Origin of the sequence: Paenibacillus sp. FSL R10-2734 (genome assembly GCF_037963865.1) — a bacterium.
In the GTDB taxonomy this organism is placed as follows: Bacteria; Bacillota; Bacilli; order Paenibacillales; family Paenibacillaceae; genus Paenibacillus_AQ.
On record NZ_CP150170.1, the window covers coordinates 6,118,636 to 6,145,087 of the forward strand.

The 26,452-nt window shown below is 43.1% G+C and carries 14 protein-coding genes and 1 pseudogene; 2 read left to right on the forward strand and 13 right to left on the reverse strand.

Annotated elements, in window-relative coordinates:
- Positions 1-263 precede the first annotated feature (263 nt).
- Together NSS67_RS26440 and NSS67_RS26445 are read right to left on the reverse strand one after the other, a co-directional pair.
- A complete protein-coding gene (locus NSS67_RS26440) occupies positions 264-4,292 on the reverse strand; it encodes an endo-1,4-beta-xylanase (RefSeq protein ID WP_339316711.1) in 4,029 nt (1,342 codons plus the stop codon).
- Between the two features lie 370 nt (positions 4,293-4,662).
- Complete coding sequence (locus NSS67_RS26445; protein ID WP_339316712.1) at positions 4,663-5,082, reverse strand: hypothetical protein; 420 nt, start codon at positions 5,080-5,082, stop codon at positions 4,663-4,665.
- 311 nt (positions 5,083-5,393) lie between these two features.
- On the opposite strand from NSS67_RS26445, the gene NSS67_RS26450 reads away from it, so the two are divergent.
- Complete coding sequence (locus NSS67_RS26450) at positions 5,394-8,048, forward strand: cation-translocating P-type ATPase (protein ID WP_339320711.1); 2,655 nt, start codon at positions 5,394-5,396, stop codon at positions 8,046-8,048.
- A 177-nt stretch (positions 8,049-8,225) separates the two neighbouring features.
- Here NSS67_RS26450 and NSS67_RS26455 read toward each other — a convergent pair whose 3' ends face one another.
- The gene (locus NSS67_RS26455) at positions 8,226-8,855 is read right to left on the reverse strand and encodes a GyrI-like domain-containing protein (RefSeq protein ID WP_339316713.1); all 630 of its coding nucleotides are present in this window, start codon (positions 8,853-8,855) and stop codon (positions 8,226-8,228) included.
- A 40-nt stretch (positions 8,856-8,895) separates the two neighbouring features.
- On the reverse strand, positions 8,896-10,074 hold the full coding sequence (locus tag NSS67_RS26460; protein WP_339316715.1) for an ATP-binding protein: 1,179 nt from the start codon (positions 10,072-10,074) through the stop codon (positions 8,896-8,898).
- A 382-nt stretch (positions 10,075-10,456) separates the two neighbouring features.
- Between NSS67_RS26460 and NSS67_RS26465 the strand changes: the two genes are divergently transcribed.
- Positions 10,457-12,388 carry an ATP-dependent DNA helicase gene (locus NSS67_RS26465; RefSeq protein WP_339316716.1) on the forward strand — a complete coding sequence of 644 codons (1,932 nt, stop codon included), beginning with the start codon at positions 10,457-10,459 and terminating at the stop codon, positions 12,386-12,388.
- A 105-nt stretch (positions 12,389-12,493) separates the two neighbouring features.
- On the opposite strand, the pseudogene NSS67_RS26470 reads toward NSS67_RS26465, so the two are convergent.
- From NSS67_RS26470 to NSS67_RS26510, 9 genes and pseudogenes are all read right to left on the reverse strand, one after another.
- Positions 12,494-12,619, reverse strand: a pseudogene (locus NSS67_RS26470) (RNA polymerase subunit sigma-70); the annotation flags it as partial.
- A gap of 218 nt (positions 12,620-12,837) precedes the next feature.
- A complete protein-coding gene (locus NSS67_RS26475; RefSeq protein ID WP_339316717.1) occupies positions 12,838-14,859 on the reverse strand; it encodes a DUF5107 domain-containing protein in 2,022 nt (673 codons plus the stop codon).
- A gap of 15 nt (positions 14,860-14,874) precedes the next feature.
- Positions 14,875-16,449, reverse strand: coding sequence for an extracellular solute-binding protein (locus NSS67_RS26480; protein ID WP_339316718.1), 1,575 nt, complete (start codon positions 16,447-16,449; stop codon positions 14,875-14,877).
- Positions 16,450-16,476: 27 nt separating this feature from the next.
- Positions 16,477-17,214 (reverse strand): response regulator, encoded by a 738-nt coding sequence (locus tag NSS67_RS26485; protein ID WP_339316719.1) that lies wholly within the window; start codon positions 17,212-17,214, stop codon positions 16,477-16,479.
- 10 nt (positions 17,215-17,224) lie between these two features.
- Complete coding sequence (locus NSS67_RS26490; protein WP_339316720.1) at positions 17,225-19,006, reverse strand: histidine kinase; 1,782 nt, start codon at positions 19,004-19,006, stop codon at positions 17,225-17,227.
- A gap of 138 nt (positions 19,007-19,144) precedes the next feature.
- Positions 19,145-19,972: a carbohydrate ABC transporter permease gene (locus tag NSS67_RS26495; RefSeq protein WP_339316721.1), complete on the reverse strand. Its 828-nt coding sequence runs from the start codon at positions 19,970-19,972 to the stop codon at positions 19,145-19,147.
- Between the two features lie 15 nt (positions 19,973-19,987).
- A complete protein-coding gene (locus NSS67_RS26500; protein ID WP_339316722.1) occupies positions 19,988-20,905 on the reverse strand; it encodes a sugar ABC transporter permease in 918 nt (305 codons plus the stop codon).
- Positions 20,906-21,002: 97 nt separating this feature from the next.
- Positions 21,003-22,400, reverse strand: coding sequence for an extracellular solute-binding protein (locus NSS67_RS26505; RefSeq protein WP_339316723.1), 1,398 nt, complete (start codon positions 22,398-22,400; stop codon positions 21,003-21,005).
- Between the two features lie 185 nt (positions 22,401-22,585).
- The gene (locus tag NSS67_RS26510; protein ID WP_339316724.1) at positions 22,586-26,419 is read right to left on the reverse strand and encodes a GH32 C-terminal domain-containing protein; all 3,834 of its coding nucleotides are present in this window, start codon (positions 26,417-26,419) and stop codon (positions 22,586-22,588) included.
- Positions 26,420-26,452: the final 33 nt, after the last annotated feature.

Here is a 26,452-nt window from a genome sequence, read left to right on the forward strand (position 1 = left end):
TGGCATAGCCCATATCCCGTACACCACAGCGTATCGCTTTATTCACGTTTCCGTAATGCTGCTGTGGAACCCCTTGGGCAGTTGATGACCATGCATTTCCATGAATCCTTGAAAGTGATTTTTTCACATTGAATAATTTCCTATACAAAAACAAGAACAGCAAATCTCCAAGGAAGGGAGATTCGCTGTTCTTCTGTCGTTTACGGGTTTTTGGATATTTCTTGCTACTGCCCATAAAGACATCCGCTCTTTAAGCTGCTAGCCTACAGCTTCCATATGCGATACAAGATAACTGCTGCTTCAGCACGGGTAAGCGTATCATTAGGCGCAATTCTATCGTTCTTACCGTTCACGACCCCAGCTTTGATCAACAATAATGCACTGTCTTTCGCGTAGCTGGAGATGCTTGCTTCATCCAGATAAGCATTTAAAACTCCGCTCGCCTTAACTTGCTTACCGGATGCAGCAAGCGCGCGTGCTGTAAGCACCATCATATCTTGACGAGAGATATTACTATTTGGTCTGAACGTATCATCCTCAAAACCTGTAGCAATCCCCAATTCCTTCGCGATGACCAGTTCCTCATGATAATAGTCCGTCTTTTGGACATCGCTGAACAATGTTGCACTTTTGCCCGTTCCCTTCAATTCAAGCTCTCTTACGAGGAGAGCAATGAAATCTGCTCGCTTGATAGAATCGGCAGGTGAGAAGCTATTCACGGACGTTCCATTAATAATTCCGCGAGCTGCCATAACATCTATGGCTTGTTTTGCCCAAGGCATGTTCTGCAGATCTCCGAAGGATTTCATTACAGAGGTTACCGCATAGATGCTAAAGTGGGTCGTTTGGAATACAACGCTTTGGGTTGTAGCATCATATCGACCGTTCGGAACCGGTATTACGTTGCCTTTGCCATCGATGTACCAAACGACGATAAGATCTGGATTGCTAAGCTCCTCCGCTGTCGGGGTATAAGGAATGGATACCGTTACAGGCGCGTTAGGGTTATTCCACGGGATGACTTTATCGCCTGATACTACGCTTAGATCAATAACTGGATGGCTACCGATCAAATTGCGGGTCCCTGCATTCAGGCTGTCCGCAGAAACTTTACTTACGCGTATGGTTACTTGTTCAGCATTGTCTGTTACATTGGACAGCATATTGCTTGGAATTTGAATGGTAGCATTTTCCGTCTTCAGCAACAGCTCGAAGTTTTCTTTCCCCATCAAGCTTTGGGCAGGCAATTGTATATCATACACTTTCGCATCCGTTTGCTTCGGCACTTCGATTATAATTTGTTTCTTGCCGTTTGCCGCTGCGCTAGCCTGTTCAAGCGCTTTTTTCAAATTGTCACTGGATATCGTGCCTATGGCACGCCCGTTATCGGATTTCACCTCCATTGTAATCGTAACAACACCATCTTTGTTTGCAATGGCTACAGGCTGTGGAGTTGTTACTGCACTACCAGTATTGCTGCTACCAGTTGGTTCATTGGTTGGCGCTGGTGTCGCTGGTGGAACAGGTGTCGGAGTTGCTGATGGATCCGGTGTTGGCGTCGGTGTTGGTTCCGAACCGGTAGATTTACCCTTGAGGGTAAGCACACCGTACACGGATGTGTCCATATATCCATTGCCTGTCGTATCATTCCAAGCCGCAACACTTTGACGCGAACCGTCTTTAGCATCATTGATCTGTACATCGAAACCAAGCTTTGTCTCATTATCCGGAGTTATCCCTTGAAGCGGTATCTTCACTTCAACCGTATAGTTTGTTCCGGAAATGTGAGTGGCCGATTCGAAGCCAGCTGCAATACTTGTCGGATTGAATGAGGTCTCGTTGTCAAAATTGACTCTGTACTGCCCATCATCACTTTGATAGAAGCTTGTTTTTGCATTGTTTTGATCCAAGAAGATTTCAACAGAATCTTGTTCATATTCATTGATATTGCTTTTGTTAAGCTGCGTATCGTTGACCTGGACAAAAATATAAAGATTTTCATCATCCCAAAGTGCTTTTGCTACACCGTTTGCGCCCTGCCATGCCATCTGATAGCGATTAATCGGCATTGGGGCCGCATCGTTCCAAACGGCATCAACAGTCCCGTCAACTACAGGTGTTGCATATTTAGCGATTGACTGATTAGCATTTACGCTTTCTGGTGTATGCTCTGCTATAAATATATCTGGGTCGATTACACCATAATAAGCTAGCTTAGCCTGCAAGTTACCATCAAACGGTAATGGACTATTTTCAGATCTCCAGCTTGTGCCATCATTCAGACCCCAGAAGGTCACGCGCGAAATATTTTTTGCATGATCCTTGTAAATTTTAAACAGCTCTGCATACAGGTACCCCTGTGCGATCGCTTGTTGCTCAGTAATCACAGAGTTACTTCCAGCCATAATGTCAAGCTCTGTGATGCCTACTTCTACACCTAAAGAAATAAACTTCTCCAATGACAGTTTGACATTTTCCGGGTTCGTGTTTATATTGTAATGCGCTTGCATACCAATACCATCGACAAGCAGTTTTCCGGGGTGTTCCAGCGCGTACTTATCATTGATTTCTTTGACCATACTATAAATAGCCTGTGCTTTATTCTGATTATCATCATTGTAATCATTGTAATATAACTTTATGTTCCATTCAGGATGCGTGTCCAATACTTCTCTTGCTGCCAGGAACGCCTGCTCTACGTAGTCTGTTCCGATGGCGCTTTTCCAAGGGGCTGTACGCAGCGCGGCTTTCCAATCTGTTGGGTTGGAAGGGTTATCGTTCATCGCTTCGTTGACAACATCCCAGGAAATTACTTTGTCGCCAAAATGCTCCATAACAGTTTTGATATGGGCCCTCAAATTATTGAGCGCTTCCTCCCGGCTTAATGGAATCTTGTTATTATCCACATCTGTTGTTGTATTCAGCCAATCTGGGGTCTGCGCATGCCATGCCAGTACGTGTCCATGCAGCTTAAGTCCTTCAGCCAAAATTTTATCAACAAGCTTATCTTGTGCGGTAAAATCAAATACGCCGGGTGAAGAGTAAGCCTGATCCGGCTTCATTGCGTTTTCTGCTGTAACGATATTATGATGCATCTTGAGAAGATCCAATCTAAGACCATCGAGATCTCCGCCCGAAATTGCGTTTCCAATCAGAAAATCATTTTTATAAGTATCCTTGATCGGAGCTAAATCTTTTTCAATGTCAATCGTACCTGAACCTGTGTTTTCAAAACGGATATCGTCGATATAAAAAGAGGCTACTGCGTCAGAGCTTTCTACATAGATGGTTAAATATTCTTCACTTACTGAGCTATAACGATAGGTGCCTTGTAACTGAACCCAGCCGTCATTATTGCTGATGGTCTTCGAGGCAAGTGTATTATAGCTAGCACTCGTATTACCAACTTGTGTGGAAAGCTTAAGTTGCGAGCTTTTAGGCTCGATCAACTTAACCCAGAGTGAAATTTTATATTCTTGTCCCTTATCAACATTTTTCTCCACACGTAATGAAGGACCGTGCCATGTATCCGCTCTGCCCTCTACCTTCAAAGCGTATGAACCGTCATCCGTATGATTCGCCTCATTGGAAACGGTCAGCGTTTCAGTACCTGCTCTGCCTTCAAATCCGCCTCCCGTTTGATCCTCAAAAGTAACCGTGTTAAAAGGTAACGCTGGATCTCTTGGAGGTTCTGGTGTTGGCATTGGTGTCGGTTCTGCAGTCACCCTTTCTGTGATCAGCACATCACCGATATAGAACGGAACCGTTTTCCCGGCCTCGTTCGATTGAACACGTAATTTCGTATCTTTGCTAGTATCCACGGTGAATATATTAGTCAAGGTAATCGCTTTGCCTGCTTCATAATTCCCACTTACCACATCCCCATAACTGTTTATGGTTTTTATATTAGCTTTTGCACCACTAGGTATAGTCACATCAGCGTCAACATAAATGGATGCGGTTACCGTATAGGTTTTACCGTTTTCTAGACCTATCTCGCTGAAATTGAAATCAGCCGCATCCCAGTCATTGGCTCTGTTGCTTACATATAACGCCGCGCCGTCGTCATTACCGGCAAAAGCTTTACCTGTGACAGGCACGAGATTTGCACCACCTGATTGACCTGCAACACCTTTGCCACTCGCAAAAGTCTCGTGATATACCGTTACCATGTCTGATGGTACTATGGAATCCTGTGCAGTAGCTTCTGTAACCGGGGCCAACCAACCTGATGGAATAAGCAAAGCGGCTGCGAGTAAGATCGAGATGACTTGTTTAAGCATTCTACTCATTTGTTGCATTCCTCCTTCAGTGATTTTTAAAATGATTAATACCTAAAACCTCGAGAACCAGCCCTTTTAAATGAGATATCCTTCTGGTAGCTTAGACACAGCCATTATCTTTTACCTCACAGATCCACCTCCATTGAAACCGCTTTCATAAGTACTTACACTATTTTACATCTCCGATACAATCCACAACTATACTAATACTAAAGGTGTTACCCCCAATAATCATAGGAAAAAATACGCGTAATCAATGAATCCCCTATCGGGCGCCGATACAGTTTCATAAGCGCCGCTTCTCAATTCGCGACACATGTCCCAATTGGATCATGCAGGGACATGTCCTTGCGATCTTCTGTGAATTAGATAGATTATTTTAGAGGAGAGATTTTTCTATATCTGAAGCCCGTTTGAATTCATTTGTCAGTTCTAATCGGCTTTTATCATCAAGTGATATTTGTCGAACCTGAGATAGTATTTCCTTAGCGATATCTATTTTTTCCATAGAAACAGCAATGCCAGCCTTAAGAACCAAAGCTTTAAATCGAAGCTCTTCTGAAATATTCTCACTATGTTTTTCGAATGAAGTGGATTCTTCAACAAGCTCTCGGTTACTATTTTCTGCTTTATCTAGCTTATGACCAACCATAATAGTATTGCCGCTGCAATCAGTAATGTTAAACCTTCTATCCTCAGTAAGCGTATTTAACCTAGAGATTCTAGGGAGCCCTTTTACTGGTATTCTCCCATAAGCCTTTTTTAAATTGTTTTTTATCTCCTGATATATTGAATCCACATCAGGGACTACTCCTCAACAATTCAAATTTGGGTCTTGAATTAGAATAGTACATCATTAATAAAAAAAATTCCTATTGTTTTTTCAGTGAAAAGGAATGATCTTTTTTCAGATATGCACATACTAAGCTCGATATTTTGAAACTTGCTCCGTGTTAAATCGTAAGTTTAGGATGGGTCCTGAAGTCTACTGATTTGACGAACCGATTTATCATACTTGCATAAATACGTAGTTATGTGCACTTGTGCAGCAAATCGAAGCTTATGAGACCTAAAACAAACACACAGCACAGCAGAGAGGAGCTATCATTAGTGGAGTATTACCGCAATACTGTAACAGACAGTTTAAAGGAACTGCAGAGTTCTACTAACGGGCTTACGTCGGCGGAAGTCGACAAACGACTGGAACGTGATGGTTACAATGAATTAAAAGGAAAGAAAAAAGATCCTATTTGGAAGCTTTTCCTTGAAAATTTCAAGGATCCTATGGTGGTCGTACTGCTTATAGCGGCCATTGTCCAGATTGTTATGGGACAGGTGATGGAATCCCTTATCATTTTCCTCGTATTGATTCTCAATGCAGTTATAAGTGTCATCCAAACTCGTAAAGCGGAGAGTTCACTCGATGCCTTGCAGCAGATGTCGGCACCCGAGGCCAAAGTGTTGCGGGATGGAGTCTTAAAAACCGTCCCTGCAAGGGAGCTTGTTCGCGGTGATATCGTATTGCTGGAAGCCGGAGATTTTGTACCCGCCGACGGTCGTATTATAGAATCGGGAAGCTTGAAGATCAATGAAGGCATGTTGACAGGAGAATCTGAGGCTGTTGAGAAGCATACGGATACGATCGCAAAGGAATCTCCACTCGGAGACCGCCGCAATATGGCTTTTAGCGGATCCTTGGTTGTATATGGCCGTGGAACCCTTGTAGTAACAGGAACCGCACTTACTACCGAAATCGGCAAAATCGCTGAACTCATTGAAAGCGCCGAAGCCAAGCAAACACCACTGCAGCGTAAGCTCGAAACATTCAGCAAGCAGCTGGGCATAGCCATTATTCTGCTTTCCGTTTTGATCTTTGCTATCCAGGCCGGACGTGTTTGGCTGTCGAATGATACAGTGGATACAACGGAAGCCATCCTGAATGCGCTAATGTTTGCAGTCGCTGTCGCGGTTGCTGCTATTCCCGAAGCGCTTTCCTCGATCGTAACGATTGTCCTATCCGTAGGTACGAACAAGATGGCTAAGCAACATGCGATTATTCGCAAGCTACCAGCTGTTGAGGCACTAGGATCTACCAGTGTCATCTGTACGGATAAAACCGGTACCCTAACCCAGAATAAAATGACGGTTGTAGATTACTTTTTACCGGAAGGTGACCATGATCAATTCAATCAAAAACCCGAAGATTGGTCTGAGGAAGCCCGGCGCCTACTTCACATTGCCGTGCTCTGTAACGACTCTAACATTAATGAGGATGGTAAAGAGCTAGGCGATCCAACTGAAGTGGCACTTATTGCCTTCAGTAACAGCATGAATAAAGATTACAAGGAAATACGCGACAATTTCCCTCGTGAAGCCGAACTTCCTTTTGACTCGGATCGCAAGCTGATGACGACCTTGCACACTTTTAGCGGTCAAAAAGCAATGATTACTAAAGGTGGACCGGATGTACTCTTTGGTCTATGTACGCATGTACTATTAAGTGGAAAAGAAGTGCCGATGACCCCAGAAGTTCTTGAACGCTTCATTGAAGCCAATGAGGAGTTCTCCAGCAGAGCACTGCGTGTACTTGCCTATGCTTACAAAACCGTACCAAATACGGTCACTGAGGTGGGCCTTGAGGATGAACAAAATCTGGTGCTAGTAGGTTTGACAGCTATGATTGATCCCCCTCGGGAAGCTGTCTACGGCGCGATCGCAGAATCCAAGAAGGCTGGAATCCGGACCATCATGATTACCGGTGACCATAAGACAACCGCGCAAGCGATCGGACGCGATATCGGCCTAATGACCGAAAATGAAATTGCCGTAACTGGCCAAGAGCTCGATGCTATGTCCGATGAAGACCTTGATAATAAGCTCGAGCAGATCGGTGTGTACGCCCGTGTCTCCCCGGAGAACAAGATCAGAATTGTCCGAGCGTGGCAGCGGAAAGGCAAAATAACAGCCATGACCGGTGATGGTGTAAATGATGCACCTGCTTTGAAGCAAGCGGATATCGGAGTGGCCATGGGCAGTGGAACCGATGTTGCTAAAGATGCGGCTGCCATGATTTTGACCGATGATAATTTTGTATCTATCGTCAATGCTGTATCTGTAGGTAGAACGGTGTTCGACAATATCAAAAAAGCAATCGCTTATTTGTTCTCAGGGAACCTGGGTGCGATTATCGCCATCCTCTTCGCCCTTATCTTTGACTGGATTAATCCTTTCACGGCGATTCAGCTTCTATTCATCAATCTGGCGAATGATTCTCTGCCAGCCATCGCTCTCGGTATGGAAAAACCTGAACCTAATGTGATGAGCAGAAATCCAAGGGAACTCAAGGAAGGTATATTTGCCGGAGGAATGATGCAGGCTATTATTACCCGTGGTTTACTTATAGGTATTGCTGTAATCGTATCTCTGTATATCGGACTTCAGGATTCACCTGATATGGGCGTGGCCATGGCATTCACAACTCTGATCCTGTCTCGTACGCTTCAGACCTTTGCTGCCCGTTCGAACAGTCAAACAGCTATTGAAGCTGGCTTTTTCAGCAACAAATACGTTATTGGAGCCGTTCTGGTCTGCTTTGCCTTTTACGGCATTGCAGTTCTGCCTGGAGTCAGAGAAATCTTCTCTATTCCGGCATCGTTCGGGATGTCAGATTGGCTGATTGCAAGCGGCTTGGCACTCGGCGCCGTTATCCTAATGGAATTGACGAAGCTGGTTCGCAGAGCGTTTACGCCTAAATCGGCTTCTTGATTACATGATCTATTCTTACAAGACTACAATTGATTGAAAAGACAAAACAGCGATTCTCCAATAATAGAGAATCGCTGTTTTTCTGTCTTCTACGGATCAGCTTTAGCTCCTGCAATTAACGCTTCACCTACGATCATGCAGAATGGCTAGATTACGGCTGCTTTAATGACCATCGGTTCAAATATCTCTTTCCACCCTAAATCGCAAAACCGTCTTCAGCTTTTCTGGTACTGTTTTTCGGGCATCCGACAGATAAATTTCTTTATGTGTTTTCTCAGCTCTCCGAAGCTGCTGCTCCGCACAATATTGCTCCATCAATGCAAATGTCTCCGGCTCGTTATCATAGCTGCCAATATGCATCGCTTGCACACAAGGGCCCTCGGTAATCTTCTCGAATCGTACGGCTTCCACATTGATCTGCTTTTTCTTACGCTGAACCTGCTCCAATGCCCACCCGAATAACTCCTCTGTAATGAAGCTCGGCTGGCGGATCATCAAGGTATACACCAGATGTTTTTTATCCAAGTAATCTAGCTTTCTTCCCTCTTCATCTAAGTCCCAGTGCCCCTCTAACGGAAACACCGTATATTCAAAATACCCCTCTGGTGTAACTCCCTGCTTCGGCATCATCCGAATCGCATACGACATTGCATAAAGCGCCTCTACATGTACTTTAAACACTTCTCCGTTCGGGTCTCCCTTGCCTTGAATCGTAAAATATTGCATTTCCGGCACATCAATCAGCACTGGCTTCTGACCCGGTATATAGAGTGCCTTGTCCTGTTTCTTCCATTCATATTTCGTCATCCTCTAATCATCCTTCATCTAAGTTATTCGTAATTATTGCCTATATGACTTTCACTACCCAAGGCAAAGTGACTATTACACTAGTTCCTACCCGAACTTCTGAGTCCACCTTAATATGTCCCCCATACATTTCGATTAATTGTTTACAAATCGATAATCCAATACCTGTCCCTTTTTGCTTGGTTGTAAAGAAAGGGTCAAATATTCGGTCTAATTTATCCTGTGGAATTCCTTCTCCATTGTCTTTAAAGATTAGTATAATTTCGTTTGTCTCAGCAGTTGTGGTTACCGAGATATCTATTCTGCCTCTAAATGCTGTGAAGGAATCAATACTATTTTTCAAAATATTCAGGATTACCTGCTCAAGTTGTGAGGCACTTCCAAATGTCATTACGTTTTCTAGAGAATACTCCACTGAAAGAATAATATCATCACTAAGTATGAGTTGATTCACAATGTTATTAACTCTATGTATAACCTCAATAACGTTAAATACTACGCCGTTATGCTTCGTACCATCTCCTTTTCGAGCCAGTACTAGGAAGTCCGTTACTAGTCCATTCAGTGCATCAATCTCTTTGATGGTTATATCCAGATATGCACGCAATTCGTCCGCCTTAATCTCCGGCTCATACAGCCTATTATTTATAAGCTGAGCAAATCCTTTAATCGAAGCAAGCGGATTCCGTATTTCATGTGCCATACCTGCTGCCATTTGTCCCATAACAGCAATTTTTTGTTCATGTAAATGGTCAATCTGTTGATTTTTATTAGACAAATAACCCTGTGCAAAGCCAGTAAATCGGATCCAGTTGCATTCCATTAAACGATTATAAAAAATCAATCGAATTGTGGAATCATCTACAATCTCTTCAATGATCTTAAACATAATATTTTGAGTGGTTAAGTTTAAATCCTTGCTCATTTCAAGTAAGCTATCAAAATGATCACCGAATATTTCTGCAGTATAAACCCCTTGCTCAAATCCCTCTTTTTCTAGCAGCTTTAGGTACTGGTCGTAATCAAAAGAATCCAAGAACATTGCTTCTATTATACTCATTAATATCGAACTGAATGTTGAATCTAACAATTCCTTATGTGTCTCTACGAACCAGGCGGATTCTATATTTTTAAAATTCACAGAATGATAATGCCTGTTTAAAATGATTGGAACAGCTAAGGTCAACGACGAACGCAATTCATTCTCTCTGTATGACATTTTCATCCTCCCTCTTTGTAGTTTGTATTCAATAGATGTGTATATTTTCCTGCTTTTTTCTTATAAGCATTATAAAAATGCAACACCCCAAGCTATTCCGCCAATAACGGAATGGTTTGGGGTGCGCGAGATGCCAATATCCTTGGCGATCTCCTGCTTTCTTCGTTCTTCCCTCATTAAGGTGATAAATTATGTTCTGACACTTGACTGTTACGGTAGCATCGAAGATAATTACAACCTCACCAAGTGGAAACTATAGCAGGAAGATCATTGATTTTGAAAAGGGGCGGTCGTTATTAGCTGGTTAAGTGATCTATATAAATTACAGAAACGGGAACTAAAAAAGGACATCGAACCCTCTTTAGTCAATGCTATCTTCCGGATGTATGATAGATTTCCCAGGATTGGACTTAAAGAACGGATCGGTCAGCAGGATATGTCTCTGGATATCGCTGATGCTTATGTTAATGGTAGAAACGCAATGATTGAAGCTGGTGTCGGCATCGGTAAGTCCTTTGCATACCTCATTCCCAGCCTGCTCATTAACCAAGTCTCAAGGCAACCGATCATTATTGCAACATCCTCCATACAACTTTCAGAACAGATACATAAAGATCTGAGATTCATCGGAAGCCGGCTCGGATTTACATCGGTTCGCTCCGTAGTCGGAAAAGGCATGGGGCAGTATGCTTGCAGGTACAGGGCAACAGACTTGCTACAACCTGATGATTCAGGCTCTCCTTTGCTTACGCTTGCCCAGCGCATTGTGAATTATGAAATTGATGAGAGAGCAGATATTAAGGGTGGGGTTAGTGATGCAGTATGGTCCAACGTTTGTGTGAATGATTGCAAATTTGAACGCTGCCATTATAAAAGTACATGTTCGTTTTATGAGATGAGAGCGAAGATTAACGCTAACGCCAGCGACATGGATTTTATTATCGTAAACCAGGACCTGCTCATCCGTGATTTGATCAAGAAAAAAGAAGGAACGAAAGGATTAATCACTGAACGGCCAGCTCTGATCGTAATTGATGAAGCCCATAATCTGGAAGCAAAGGTTCGAGATGCAAGAACGCTCGAGTTTACATTCCGGGGAGCCTGCCGTATTCTGGATGACGCCTTACAGATTCTCTTCAAGCAATCCGCAGATACGGGCCTTATGCCGCAATTCAAATTTGTAAAAAGATGCGTTGGCCATATTTTCAAACAAGTAGAGGCGGATTTGCTTCAAACAGCCAAGCAGGACAATGACCGTATAAAAGTATCGGAGGTAACAGGAGTCCCATTAAAACGGGGGGCGCAGATTTTAAAAGAATTTAGCCTCAGCCTCTCCGTCCTAACTTCCAAGCATGAGCGAGAGATCGATAATATTTTTGAAGCCATGAACGGACTTATAGATCTCTTTGATGTACTCGCCGGAGTGGAGGACAGCTACCTGATCTGGGCAAGTAAGACTCGGCGTGAAGCGACCGTTAGTATCTGTCCTAAAGGCATAAGCCAGTTTCTGAGGTATTCCTTATTTAACGGGAAGACATCTGTGATCTTAACGTCAGCAACCATGTGCCAAGGCGGAGAAACACTGGAGGAGCAATACGCTTATCTGACTGAGTCCCTCGGTTATAGGGGAGATTATATGGAGCGCCAGACTTCACCGTTTGATTATGACCACCACACCATGATGTATATTGCCAAGGACATCCCATACTATAACCATCAGAACCGGGAAAGTTATCTTGAAGCGGCATACAAGGAAATGATGAGGCTCTGTAATTTAACGAGCGGGCGGACATTGGTCCTTTTTTCAGCTAAGGAGGATATGAAGTACATTCATGAGAAGTTAAATTCCGAGAAGCTTGCATGGGCGTTGCATGTTCAAAGAGAAGGCTCGTCCCAGGACGGGGTGATCGCTGAATTCCGACGCAGTAAAGGCGTCCTGCTTAGTACCGGTGTATTCTGGGAAGGCGTGAATATCGAGGGTTCCGATTTGTCGCAGTTAATCATTTTCCGGCTACCTTTCCCTGTTCCTTCCGATCCTGTCTATGAATATAAGGCATCTTTGGCAGAGAATCCTTTGAAAGAGGTTTTTGTACCGGACATGCTGCTTCGGCTAAGACAAGGAACCGGTCGTCTAATCCGCAGTGAAACTGACCTTGGTGTACTCAGCATACTTGATTCCCGTCTGTCTGCTGCAGCCCGCAAGGACTACCGAGATAAGGTATTGGAGGCTTTACCCTTTAAAAAGATTACCGAGGACTTTAGGGTTCTGGAGAAGTTTGTAAAAGAAAAAGGGATACAACTTAGTGACAAATAGGAACGGCACAGTCGTTTCAGCGAGAACTATAATAAACAAGCCTGATAAGCTTCTGCTTCAGGCTTGTTTATTTTTGCTGTACTTGCTTTTCATGATAGATAGAAAAACGTCAAGATTGCGATACATCTTGCTCTTCTCAATCTTGGGATCTACGTCTTTATTGACGTCATCAGCCTCGGAGCCGAGGATGTCCATAAGTGTGATCTCGTTACCTGCCTTGTCCGTCCTTAGTCCCTTTATTCGGACGATAGCTCTCGATGACTTTGATCAGTGTAATATTTCCTTCTAAGTTTAAGGCTTTGCGCCCAAAAAACTATGGTGTTACTCCCTCCAAATTTCGAAGCCTGCACGCAGAGAAATGAAGTTAAGCCTAGGGGATCGCACTTATCCCGCTGGAATGTCAAAAAGCCTGACACTCACCATAGAGTGATGTCAGGCTTGGTTTGACGTTACGACCCGATAATACGGAAATCGATATTAGCTGGTGGTGGATATAATACGCGTGCCTCCTGCAGCAGCTCGTCTGTTAACGGAACGCCCCTTTGTTCAGCTAATTGCTTCGCATGCACTTTGTACCACAGCTCGACAATAGTGACCTCACCTTCTCGAATGACTGCAAATTCCTTCTGAAAAAGGTTTGTCAAAAAATCATCCTTATCGAGTATAAGTGCTGCTTCACCAATGATAATCTGCACCCGATCACTCTGGGCAAATGTTTCTGGCAAGGATTGAAATACATCCCAAGCGCGAGCATGATCCTTTCTCTCAACGAGCAGACCAAGATACTCCTCAGCAAATGCCCGATCAGGAAAATGATGCGCGAGAGCATAAGCTTCCTCCATATAGTGAAGCGCGAGCGATGGATCTCCCGCTTGCTTCGCAGCCACGGCTAAATTTCGATAAGTCCATACTGAAGGTGCTGCCTCTATCGACTTCTTCCAAGCTGTCACTGCCTCTTCTTCTTCTCCTGCTTCGTATAACATCACGCCATAATGAAGCAGTGCATACCATGATGACTGCTCCTTCAGACTTTCCTGAACAAGCTCTTTCCAATCCAACTGCACCATCCATGAAGCAGGAATATCATGCACATCCGGTTTCGGCAACTGTCCCGTCTGAAGCAGTTCTACCCATGGAGCTTGTGCAGCAGTCAATGTTTCATCATCGAAAACAAAGCCTGCTGGAATTGTATGTTCACCCTTGTACTCACGACGTAACCTCTCTAATGCACCCCAACCTGAACCCTGAAATAATGTTTCAGTGGGCATTTTCTCGGCATACACTGACAGGCGTCGATGTGTCTCATACACCTTATCTTCCGTTAGTAATTCGTCTACACTTCCTGCTACATATTGATTTGCATCCGACCAATCAGAGACATAGACCTGCGCTGTATCCACATGCGTCATGCCCATCATCTGTGTGAAATCCCAGACTGTGTTCGCTGGCATATCCTGCCCATGCATCTGAGTAGGTAAAAACCCTCCTTGAATTTCAATGTAATCGCCTTCACCCGGATCTGCTAGAAAATCACACCATCTTCTACCACCCGGATGATGTCCCCAACAGAACATTTTACGATAACGTAGGCGTGCCGTGGAACGCTCGTAGAATAAACGCCCGTCCTCGTAAGCAACAGCCTCCCATGGAGAACCAAGCGATTCTCGCGTCTGAAAGAAATACTCATTTGAGAATGGGAACTTCAATGGGTAAGTTACATCCTCATCTGGCACCGTAGGAAGATGTGGTAGTTCTCCTAAACCAAAGCCTTTTACATGATGATCGATATAAATCACTTCACTCGTTGTTGAGAATACTCTCGCTTGCGCTGTTTCCTGAACGGCAATGTTCGTCCACCAATACATCGGAACGGATTCTGCTTGATCATTCACAATACGAACATAAATCTGTAGCTCCTCTGCATGTGGTGGAAGATGAAAGTCAATATGCCAGAATACATTTTTACAACGTTCATATTCATAAATTCGTAGAAATTCGTTTCCTTCATCATCAACTAGCTTCACTGCATGAACGGGTGAACAGGTTGTAAAGGTATGACCTACTTGCCCAACATTCCACTCCACCCCTCCTGAGAACCAAGCGTTAAGAATCGCTAAATTTCCAGGCTGGAATACCGGATTGCGGTAGAGAATTTCTTTATTCGTTCGTTTATCTACTAAAGAATATAATCGCCCTCCATATTCAGGTAGAAATACTGCCTTCAATATATCATTTTCCAAAGTAACCGTTTGCAAGATTAGATCCTTTCGTTCTCTTGAATAACGATCCTGCATCTGATAGGGTAACATTCTTTCCCCTGTCTCATACCCCAAATTGATGCGATGCTCAGTCAGCAGTGTTCCATTGTCAGGCACGATTCGATGATGCTCCCGGTTACGGAACATTGGAAGTGGATTGACTCCAGAAAGAGCCGATCCTTGAATAGTCATTGTAGAAGAATGTACACGCATTTCAGTTCACACCTCTCATTTCATTTTAGTATTCACTTCATCTATCATTTGATTTAAGCCCTTTGCCTGATATTCAGCAACAATTTTTACCCATTCCTGTTCTACTGGTGATTTGCTCACCATTACACGAATTAAATCCTCATAATCCAATATTTTAAATTTATCTTTTGTTGGCGTTGACATGTAGGTAAGGGCACTATTAAAGCTCTGCTCAGTAGTATGACTTAGAGAATAATCCAATAACACCTGTTGTGCTTGGTAGGCTTCAGGTGATATCCCGGAGTAATCCGCACTCATCTTGAACATCCCGTCCCAATCCAGAAGATAAGCGAATGCCGAAAATTGTTTATATTTTTCTTGAATATTTACACCTGGGTGCAGTGAAGTAATTACATTACCCTGCTTCACATAATCTATATCTAGTTGTCCGTAGTGCCTCATTTCTTGGAACTCAGATGTATTCATGAAATCGAACAACTGCAGAATACGCTTCAGCTTCCTATCATCCACATTTGCAGAGATGTAGCTTTCCGACCAATAGCTTTTGAAGACTGCATGATATTGCTTCCCGTCTACTGATTTTAGAGGCTTTAATAACTTCACCTTGTCATAGAAGGTACGATCCTCGGGATATTGCTTCAACCAACGATCATGATAAACATACTTATCCAGAGAATAGACAGTGCCTGACATCAATAATGCTGCCGACTTACCGTTCGCAAATTTATCGTAAGCCATCATCCCCCGCGTAGCCATTAAATCTGGATCGATCAATCCTGCGTCATAGAAGTCCCGGATCATCTGCAATGAAGGGAGGGCATTCTTCGAGAATGTAGCCGGAATATACTGCCCATTCTCAAGAATCCATTTAAAATCGCTGCCACTACCATCACTTGTCGCGACTGGATTGCTATATAGCCAGAATAAACCGCCGATCAAAATATTGCTGACACTAGTGAGACCCGTGATTTGATATTGCTCAGGATCCATCTTCACTATAGCGGCAAGCATTGTTTTAAATTCTTCCCATGTCTCTGGTTCCTTCGTGATCCCAGCTTGCTGCGCCAAATCCCAACGGTAGGCAACAATTCGATCTAGAACATTGTAATCTGTATTCTCATAGGATTGACGAGGAATGGAATAGAACTGACCCGCCTGCTTCATATATTGAAAGTCTGGTGATGATAAATAATGGCCCAAATTAGGATATTCTGATAAATCTTGCGGCAGTGGACGAATCACACCGTGAGCAATCCAATTTTTGAGATACTCTGAGGTTACAGCATCTACGGCAAAAATATCAGGTAGATTTCCTGAAGAAGCCCAGATTTGATATTGCTGTATATAATCCGAATCCGTAATAGGGATAGGTTTGATTCGTATATTCAGCTTCTCCTCTAGCTGTTTTAAGAGTGGATCAGGACCTTGATATGACTCAGCAAAATTCCACATGGCTACCGAGATTTCAATGGGTTCATTCTCACTATCAACAGATGTGCTGCCCACGCTCACTCGTTCACAACCGCTTCCCAGCGCTATTATCAAAATTACGAATAATAACCCTACCCGTGACAATTTGCTACTTCGCATACGAATACCCCCAGGTCATTCATCATGCTAACCATGACGATAATGTTCTTTGCGAAATTGGCCAGGAGTCTTTTGCGTTTCCTTCTTAAACTTTCGTATGAAATAGAAATAATCCTTAAAGCCAATATTTTCAGAAATTTCACGGATAGACAATGTCGTCGTGTGCAGCAGGTCCTGTGCCGTTCGCATTCGAGCTGCAGTTAAATACTCTGTAAAGGTTAGTCCTAATTCACGCTTAAACAGCTGACTCAGATAGTTCGGATTTAAATAATAGCGTTTCGCAAGCTCCTGAATCGTAATATCACTCATATAATTATCGTCTACGAACTTTAAAATTTGTTGGAGACTATTATTTTTGGTATCCTGCAACATGCTAGTAGCTGTATTGCCCTTATTAAGAATTTCAATGGCCTTCTGCAATAATTCAGCGATCTCATCCTCGTCAAATGGCTTTAAGCAATACCCTAGTACTCGGTACATTATAGATCGCTGCGCATAAGAAAAATCCGCATACCCGCTAATAATTACAAACTGGATTTTCGGATCAATTTCCTGTATTTTTTCTATTAAATCTAAGCCGGACAACCCCGGCATACGAATATCTGTGAATACAATATGCGGCTTTATCTCTTGCACAAGCTGTAGTGCTTGATCTGCATTATTCGCTTTACCCGCTACGCACACGCCTGACTTCTCCCAGTCAACTCCATTCTCCAAGCTTTTCAACACCCGATTCTCATCATCTACTAGAAGTACCTTATACATAGTCTACCTCCTAAGGCATGTCATGATGGACTGGCATCCGTATTTGAATTCGAGTTCCTACATCTAGAGTACTGTCAAAGCATAGTCCATATCTATCACCATAAGCCAAGCGAATACGATTATGCACATTAAACAGACCAATGCTGTCCGTTTCCTTTAAATACCGTCCTTCATGACTAATCCTTGATGTAAACTCATTCAGCTTTTGTTGAATTTCAGCGACACGTTCAGAAGCGACTCCAATTCCATCATCCTCGATGGTGATGACAAGCGTCTGATCCTCTTCAATTTCTGCAGCAACTATCAGCTTGCCCTTATGTAGCTTCGGCTCCAAACCGTGATAAATCGCATTTTCTACTAATGGTTGCAGAATCATTTTCATCACGGGTACTTTTAAAGCCTCCTCAGTGAAATGATACTCCACAGAGAATCGATCCTCGAAGCGAACGAGCTGCAGGTACACATACGATTTCACAGCAGCCAGCTCCTGCTCTAACGCAACATACCCCGTACCTCTAATACTGTAATGAAACAGTTTCCCAAGTGCCTTGGTCATGGCTACAATTCGATGCGACTCTTCTTCCTGAGCAATACCCCTAATGGACTCTAGCGTATTATTTAGAAAATGAGGATTAATCTGACTCCGCAAATAGGCTGATGCCGCCTTCTCCTTCTCAATCTCTGCTGCAAGTAGATTTGTTGTTGTCGAAACCAACTGTTGCGTTAATGTGTTGATCTCAGAGAGCATTGCGTTTAGTTCGTCTGCCACGATCTTCATTTCGATACTACCCTTTAATTCTAGCTTAGATTCAAGATTGTTTAGGTTACCACGCTTAATACTTTTCATAAATTTCACTAATTTCTGCATTGGCTGAATGACTCCGCTTACAATAACTACAAAGGGAAGTACCATCAGAAGTAAAACAACGAACACAATCATCATAATCCGCAGCCTAATTACTGCTAGCTCCTGCAACAAGCTCTCATTTGGAATTAGGGCAAGAATAGACCCCCGCAGCGGCTTTGCCGGTTCAATCAAGACACTTCCCTTGACCTTGCCAATAGTAAACATATGATCCTCATCATATTGCTCACCTGGCTTCCACTGTGATAGAATCAGCGAAATATCTTGTGCATAGATTTCAGGATAGACCTTCGACTTATCATCAATCATATAAAACTGAACACCAGAAGAGGACTGCTCTCGATCTTGATTAAAGTATAGTCCCCCCACATTTACAATAACTGCGATATAACCTATCGAGCTTCCCATCGTCCCATCACTCGAATTCGTTGAAATCACTTGTTGAGCAAAAAAGATTCCTTTAATATCCGAAGCCTGATACGAAATATTTTGAAGTCCGCTGACGTATATCTCATCGCTATGCAAAATATCCTGTTCATATTGCTGAATCGTATTGATTCCACCATTCAAGCTATACTTAGCTCCCGCGTAACCGATAATTACAATATCCTCGACTCCACTTCTTCCGGCTTTTAGAGAAACAATTTTACGATCCAGGTCTTTTGTCATTGGATAAGCGGCATCGGCATCGGTCTGCATCATAAATTCCTGAATCGTGGGATCAAAGGCGAGACTAATCATCATTTGATTCATTTCATTGTAGCTCTCCGATATATCCTGCTGGAACTTTGTAACAATATCAGCGGTAAACTTTTTATTATTCTGAATGACGATATTTGACGTTTGAACATACATGGAATAAATGATGATGAGCATGATGACGAGAAAACAAGCGACGGCAATTCCGATCTGTGTTTTAATTCTCATCTGTGAAAATCACCATCCCCCATCCACACTTAAGTTAAGCTAAAACGCCTTCGGCGTCTTTTTAAGGACGGTACGCGTTTATCGTTTAAATTATTCGTGCAAACTCTTCTAATTCCTTGCTAGCTTCTTCATATTCTCCTAACCTTTAACAGCGCCAACTGTAATTCCTGCAACAATCTTTTTAGAAATGAAAATGTAGAGAATAAAGGTGGGCAGGAATACGATCATCGCAGCAGCAAAAATACCAGCGTAGTTACCCGTGTTAGTAAAGCCCTGCACGATGAATTGTAAGGCCAGCGCTAAAGTATAAGTCTTCGGATTGTTCGCAAAGATGAGTGCGTAGAAATATTCGTTCCAAATGGACATAAAGTTAAAAATGGTGAGCGTAATAATCCCAGGCTGTGCCATCGGCATGATGACCTTAATGAAGGTTCGGATCGTTCCACATCCATCAACAGCTGCAGCTTCTTCAAGCTCTCGAGGTATGGAGGAAAAGAATCCAGATAGCAGGAATACGCCATACGGTACACTTGTTGCAATGTAAATAAGCACAAGTGTAGCAACCGATCCGGTTAAATTCAATTGTGTAAACAAGGTGAAAATCGGAATGGCAATTAACATCCCCGGAATGGACATTGCTGAGATAAACATCATATTGACTAGCTTTTTCCCAAAAAAATTAACACGTCCGACAATATAAGCTGCAGGAGCCGCAATGATAACAATACCGACACAAGCAGCAACGGTGTAAAAGGTACTATTGAAAAAATAACGTGCCATTTCCTGATTTTTAAACAGACTGCTATAATTAGACCACTTCAGCCCACCGCTCAGTAGCGTATTAGAGAAAATCTCTCTTGTTGTACTGAGTGACGCAAGAATAGCGAATCCGAACAACGCAACCAGGAATAAAAGCCAAGCATAGAGTGGTATATACCGAACAATAGCGATTTTACTGCTCCGCATTGAAGCTTCCCTCCTTTAATATTCTAACCGCTCTTTACGGAAGAAGAGATTAATGATGTATGACAAAATAAGAATCGCGAGTGTAATCAAGACCCCAACCGTAGCACCAGAGCCAATATTAAAATCTTCAACCTGATAGACCGTACGCTCTGCTCCAAATACCTTTAAATACATATAATAACCTGGCGTGGCTGTTTTAGAGCTTTGAAGTCCGCCTGACCCGAAGGTTGCAGACCAAACAAAGAAATTTATCGCACCGATAGTCCATAGAATAATTGTTGTTCGTAATACATCCTTTACAAGAGGTAGCGTAATTCGGAAAAATTTATAAAACGCATTAGCCCCCTCCAAGTTTGCAGCCTCATAATAATCATGGGGAATACGATCCATGCCAGCATTAAGAATCAATAAATAATAGCCAATGGAGCTAAAGCAATAGGCGATGAGCATCGCCATAAAGATATGACCATCCTCAGTCCACTGTATATTTGCCAAATAATCTAGTCCAATTGTACGGAAGAAGGTAGTCAGAAAACCGTAATCTGAATTGTAAATATAATGAAGCCATACGATAGAGAGGACAACTGCTGAGACCGTATTCGGTAGAAAAATAATGGAACGGAAAAAGGTTTTTCCTTTCACACCAGAGCTGAGAATTACAGCATATAAGAAAGCAAAAAAGAAGGTAATTAATCCGCCGACAATCCAAATGACCAAGACATTTTTTGCAGAATCCATAAAATATGAATTTTGAAACAAAGAGGTATAGTTCTCAAATCCAACAAAGCTCCAATCCTTCAGCTTACTCGACAAAGTCGGGATATTAAAAAAGCTCATGGCAAGCGACCTTAACGTTGGATATAAGAAGATGGCGAGATAAATACATACTGCTGGCAATATAAACAATGCAATGATTGATTTGCGAATCTTCATGGTACCACCCTCCGAATGAAGATTATTTAGAGGACTGCAGTGAGTTAACCGCAGCCCTCCTGTTAGAATCCTCTATTAATGTTTATTTACCTTTATATTATTTTTGAGCTGCTGCACTCATTTTGGCTACATATTCATCGGCAGTCATCTTGCTCGTTACTAGCTCCATGAAGACAGGAATGACGGTTCCAGTGGAGAAATCACCACCATTATCAATACCACCAGCCCAAGGGATGTTGACCTTTGCATTATTAAAAGCGGTCTCAGCATCTGCTAATGTACTAGGCCATGTGGAACCTACAGTAGCAGGGATCGATTGCGTATCCTTTGCCATGAGATCTTGTGTCGACTTTGAAACCAGATATTTCACGAATTCGAAGGCTGCTGGAATGTTCTTGCTGTTCTTGTTTAGTAGAAGGCCTTGTGCACCGAAGTTAAGATTTTGTTGACCACCTTTATCACCGCCATTTGCAATGGTCGGGAACTGGAATGAACCCCATTTGAAGTCTGGTCCTGCAGTTTCAGCTACTTCATTCGGCAACCAAGTACCGTTCAAATACATCGCTGATTTGCCAAGTGCCAGCTCTTGCTGTGCTGCCGGATATTTAAAGCCAGCGATTTTGCTGGAGAAATAACCTTTCTCACGCATCGTCACGATGTCATTCGCAAATTGCTTAACGATTGGATCCTTCCACATCTCACCAGTCTTATCTTTCACTAGCTGATCAACCCAATCAGCGCCCATTGCGCTAGATAAATATCCGCCGATGAACACATTGCGATAGGCATCATCAAATGTGACTGGTGATACACCAGATTTCTTCAATGCTTCACAAGCAACCAGGAATTCTTCCCATGTGGTCGGAGCGCTGGTTACGCCAGCTTTTTCAAAGGCTTCCTTGTTATAAAAGAACACTACTGCGTAAGGTGCTTGTGGTATTGCGTAGTATCCTTCCTCTAAGCCGGCAGGAACCGCTAACGATTTCGTCCAGCTCATAAGACTTGGAATTAAGGATTGCTCCACGGTTGAACCAGAGACATCAATGGATGGCTGCTGCAAGAGATCATCAATTTTGAGTACATTATCCTTCATCGCTGGAATCGTAACGGATGGGTCTCCCTCGAAGATATCCACCACTTCCCCACCATCGATAGCAGGCTTAACTAACTTCTTAATATCGCGACCTACAAACTTGATTTCAAGCTCTACCTTTGGATTTGCAGCCTTAAACTCATCTGCAGCCTTATTGTAAACAGTAGCCATTGGTTCTGTGTTACTGTACATGGACCAGAATACAACTTTTCCTTCAAGGGCTGATTCTTCTTTCGAGGTTTGATCATTAGATGCTGCAGCTTGCTCGGTGGCAGCTGGCTTCTCCGTCGGTGTAGCGCTTTCATTTGCTGGCGCATTATTTCCACTGCAGCCGCTGATGACAGTAAGTAGCAATGTCGAAGCAAGAAGCATTGTTGAAAGCGTTCTTCTACGTTTAGTCATTCCTATTTCCCCCTCGTATTGTTTATGAAATCTTGTTGATTTCTAACTTGAGTATATGAAATTAGGAATTCGAGCGGTATGAAGAAGAGTTATGTAAAAATGGACTGTAGTTAGGGTGTTCAGTACAAGAGCAAAAAAAAGAGCTGCCAATGTTAGCAGCCCTTCCATTACTTATATCTTCTTCATTAATTCGTAATTATCCATTTTTGTCGATCAAGGGTAGGATCAAGCTCGCTTAGAGACAGTGTCGTTCCATCCGTTGATACTTCCAGCGCTTTCTTATGATGAGCAGAAATAATACTTGTGGTACCATCATCATTCTTCTGAAGAATCCAACGCTGATTGTTATATCCGAGATAATGGTACAACTGAATTTTATTTTGCCCTGTGTCTAGATCAAGCGCCTGACCGGCTGTTGTACGAATGGAATAGGAACCTGCATCGTCCCCTGTCGGCACGAATACCCACTTCTGATCCGTAGAATTATTCGCATCCTTCAGAGTAACAGCTTCACCATTTGCAAGATTTGCTGTATAGAGAGATTTCTGAAGTTCTGCATTTACTAGACTGGATGTAGTCAAGTTGGCAGGTGTTTCTCCGCTCACATTAACGTTCTGATATGACACATATCCACCAAATACATGTAGTCCAAAGCGACCCTCTGCAAATGTGCCATCCTGTAGGTCGATCACTTTCCGCCCGTCCACATAAACCACAATATGTGGGCCCTTCGCTTCGATTTTCACTTTATAGGTTTGACCCGGTTGAATGAATGTCGGAACCTTGGCCAGAATTTGACGCTCTTCAAAACGGCCGTCGATTTTATAAAATAGACGGATGGACTTCATATTCGGATCCAGATTTAAGTAGTATCCACTGCGTCCATCTTCGCTGGCACGGAACAACATTGAGCCTGCTCCTCCGGATTTACCTAACATCATATCTGCTTCATAAGTAAAATCACCCGCCTGCTTCTCTGCGATATAATTCGCGTCACTAAAGTAATTTCCACGAATTCCATTTTCACCAATAACCCAGGAGGCTGCTGATAGATCTTTAGTCCACCCACTTAAGTTCGTATGAAATTCACCACCAGATACCTTAACTAATACGCTTGCTGATGTCTTCCCATTTGGAGTAGAGACGGTAATGATAGACTCGCCTTCTTTTTTTCCTACAATGGTTGCCTGTGAATTATCTACCACGTTTAGTTCAACTACATCTTTGTTACTGGAATTCCACTTAAGCGGCTGTGCACCATTACCTGTACCATTCTCTACCATCGCCAGGAGTGTGTCGCTTTGCCCTTCACTGAGCTCACGATCATTTGTATCCATCATTATCTTGGTAGACGAACCGGACTCCTGATTCCATACAGAACCTAACCGATTCACCGTCAGAGATACGACTTTTACGTTGCCACCTTTGGTGTAAAAGCTCAAAGCTCTGCTGGCAGGATCCGGAAAAATGACATCAGAGAAAACGACTTTACCGTTGTTACCAAAAACCTCAATAGATGACTCGTCTACAAGAATACGCATCTTAACACGCTTGTTCTCCGTTTGCATTGCCGCTTCATGTCTTGTACTAAATAGACTCGAAAAATCCGTCAAACCAGATGCAGACCGATCCACGAAAATCCGGCTCTCACTAGGTTTATATCCAACAACCGTTTTTTGACTTCCCCCTACACGAACGTTAAAGCCAAATTCACTTACCTGACTACCTGCCGGAATTTCCATTTCAGCTTCAATCTCGTATGCACCAGAAGTAACGCCTTTCAGTAGATTCTGAGAAGAAGGACTCACCACTTTGTTAGCAGAAGAATACAGCTGACTACGCAGCGATTCCAACTCCTTGATCGGGCTTTGAGCGAGCTGAATCCCATCTTTAGTCGTTACTAATGAGACTTCTCTTGGGATTGACAGTACGCCTTTCCATTGGGTCGTTGGGAAAGCAAACGGATAGTCCCAGTTTGTCATCCACGCCATCATTACGCTGCGATGATCTGGCATGTTCGAAAAAGACATCGAAGCGTAGAATTCTTTTCCAAAATCTGTTCGCAATACTTTCCCTGCAGGATTATCATTAACGAATTTACCTTCCGCTGTTAAATGACCCACAAAATATTCAGCATCTGATCCGCCTGTTTTTGAATTCGCTCCTGTACTAATCATCAGAACCCATTTCTTCTGTGATGTTCCGTCTACCGAAAGCTGAAGCAAATCCGGACATTCCCATACACCGCCTCGAACATAGTCCCCGTATCCCCAACGATCTGTCAGGGTCCAGTCAAGTAGATTCGTTGAAGTAAAGAAACGAATATGATCTCCACCGGATACAACCATTATCCACCTGTTATTGTCGTTATCACGAATCACTTTCGGATCACGGAAATCCCAACCTCCAGGCTCCTCACCATTATCGCCGGGATTTCCGATAACAATGGGACGCTCCTTGGAATACTCCCAAGTACGGCCTTGGTCCTTGCTGTATGCAAGACCGATACGCTGATTCCCATTCGGGCCATCGGGATTATACGAAGTGTAGTAGGCAATTAGCCCCTTACCTCCTGAATCCCCGAACAAACCTGATGCATTCGTCAAATCTGCCACAGCCGATCCCGACCAGACATGTCCATGATCATTCCACGGCAGTGCAATCGGAAGTCGCTTCCAGTTCAGCATGTCTTGACTGACCGAATGTGCCCATGTACCTCCGTCCTGATGGAATAAATGATATTCTCCTTCGAAGTAGACAAGTCCATTCGGATCACTTGCAGAACCACGAATTGGCGTATAGTGATACTGAGGACGATATTTTTCATTATAATAACTGCTAGCTTCCGTCACATAAGTATCCTGGAAGTAAGCCGTTCCCTGTTTAACGACGATTCCCGTAAATCCATCGGTGTAGGTTTTATCTGTTATATCGATCGCGGCCGGAGTGTACCCATCTAGAAAGACCTGAATTCTATTTCCCTTCGCCTTTATCTCTACGTGATGTTTTGCTCCACTCTGACTTGGATAGGTATGCTGTGAACTTGCAATGATTGTTCCGTCAGCTTTCGTCAAACTTACACGAACCTGATTTCCTTCCTTCGTAAGGGCAGCTTCATATCCCTTTGTTCCATCAGCGGATGAACGAAATGAGAGTGCCGCAACAGAATCAGGATGAAGAGATATATTTCCTTCATATACAAAATCAGCAGCTTGTTTGTTATAAATTTGCTGTGATTTACTCTGGTTTACTACCATTCCTTCTTTTCCGTTGATATTAGGCTGCCATTGTCCTTGATTTGTAACCACAGCACCAAGGTTTCCTTTCAGATCACTTACGATAATGTTTTGGAACAAAGCAGAACCATCCCATACATTTAGTCCGAGCTTACCAGTACGATACGCACTGTCCTGAACTTCAATCACAGGTTTATATTCATTGCCCCAATATACTTTCAGTGATGGACCCACTGCTTTCACCTTGAGATGATAGATCTCACCTTCCTTCACAGTAACCTTCCGCTCCTCTTTTAATTTCCCATCACCACCACTTGCGTCCCGTAAGCGAATCATACCTGCGTTCGGTACGATTTGGAGCATGTAGGAACCCCAACCCTCTTCATTAGAACGGAACAGTAAGGTCGCGTCAGCTTTCATATCCTTGATCATAACATCAGCCTCATAGATAAAATCCTCTGACACCGTTTCGGAAATTGCCATGACATTTTCTTTTGGATCGGAAGTCAGTAAGATCCCTTCAGGAGTATCCACCAACTTACCTTTTCCTTTTATTTGCCAGCCTGTCAAGTTCGTATTTACTTTGGTTACGCTTTCAAAAATAGAAAGTCCCTCCTTAGCTTGTTTGCGTACCTCCTGATCAGCGAGCGCAGCCCAACCCGTATCAGGATTTGCTACATAAATGCCTGCTGAAGTCATAACAAGTCCTGTTGCCATGAGAAAGCCTAATGCGACTTTTCCTTTATTGCCCATCTTCTTCACCCTCTTTTCTTTTTCTATCATTAATAATTTTCTTCTTTGAAAAACAAGAAGGAG

Excerpts from the sequence above, each read along its gene's own strand:
- NSS67_RS26440 (WP_339316711.1), bottom strand. The coding sequence starts at position 4,292 with ATGAGTAGAATGCTTAAACAAGTCATCTCGATCTTACTCGCAGCCGCT.
- NSS67_RS26455 (WP_339316713.1), bottom strand. The coding sequence starts at position 8,855 with ATGACGAAATATGAATGGAAGAAACAGGACAAGGCACTCTATATACCG.
- NSS67_RS26460 (WP_339316715.1), bottom strand. The coding sequence starts at position 10,074 with ATGTCATACAGAGAGAATGAATTGCGTTCGTCGTTGACCTTAGCTGTT.
- NSS67_RS26465 (WP_339316716.1), top strand. The coding sequence starts at position 10,457 with ATGTATGATAGATTTCCCAGGATTGGACTTAAAGAACGGATCGGTCAG.
- NSS67_RS26475 (WP_339316717.1), bottom strand. The coding sequence starts at position 14,859 with ATGCGTGTACATTCTTCTACAATGACTATTCAAGGATCGGCTCTTTCT.
- NSS67_RS26480 (WP_339316718.1), bottom strand. The coding sequence starts at position 16,449 with ATGCGAAGTAGCAAATTGTCACGGGTAGGGTTATTATTCGTAATTTTG.
- NSS67_RS26485 (WP_339316719.1), bottom strand. The coding sequence starts at position 17,214 with ATGTATAAGGTACTTCTAGTAGATGATGAGAATCGGGTGTTGAAAAGC.
- NSS67_RS26490 (WP_339316720.1), bottom strand. The coding sequence starts at position 19,006 with ATGAGAATTAAAACACAGATCGGAATTGCCGTCGCTTGTTTTCTCGTC.
- NSS67_RS26495 (WP_339316721.1), bottom strand. The coding sequence starts at position 19,972 with ATGCGGAGCAGTAAAATCGCTATTGTTCGGTATATACCACTCTATGCT.
- NSS67_RS26500 (WP_339316722.1), bottom strand. The coding sequence starts at position 20,905 with ATGAAGATTCGCAAATCAATCATTGCATTGTTTATATTGCCAGCAGTA.
- NSS67_RS26505 (WP_339316723.1), bottom strand. The coding sequence starts at position 22,400 with ATGACTAAACGTAGAAGAACGCTTTCAACAATGCTTCTTGCTTCGACA.
- NSS67_RS26510 (WP_339316724.1), bottom strand. The coding sequence starts at position 26,419 with ATGATAGAAAAAGAAAAGAGGGTGAAGAAGATGGGCAATAAAGGAAAA.